This window comes from Saccharothrix sp. ST-888 (genome assembly GCF_000955975.1).
Taxonomy (GTDB): domain Bacteria; phylum Actinomycetota; class Actinomycetes; order Streptomycetales; family Streptomycetaceae; genus Kitasatospora.
On record NZ_JYJF01000657.1, the window covers coordinates 1 to 342 of the forward strand.

General features: G+C 73.4%; 1 pseudogene. It reads right to left on the minus strand.

The features are described 5' to 3' along the window. Positions 1–342 (minus strand): annotated as a pseudogene (locus tag UK12_RS44055) (hypothetical protein); the annotation flags it as partial.

Below are 342 nucleotides of genomic sequence, written 5' to 3' on the forward strand. Positions count from 1 at the left end.
CCCGTGGACGGGGAACCCGTGTCGGGGATGGAGTCTGCCGACGGCTCGGAAGAATACCCCGCCGCGCGCCTCGTCGTACGGCCCCCGTGAGCCGCCGCGCAGCCCGGTTCTTCTCTCTGCGCATGCGGTGATCAGGATGAGCACGGTTACGACGTCGGCCTGCCCGCCACGGCCTCGGGTGGCGCACCCCGGTTCCTCCTCCGCCGGCACCCCCGACGCAGCGCCGAACACCCGCCGCTGACCGTCCTGATCGCCCTGCTCACCACCGTGATGGTGCTGGTCCAGGCCCTCCCCCAGATCCTCGCGGTGACCGTCCTGCGCCGCCGCCACCCCGGCCTGGCC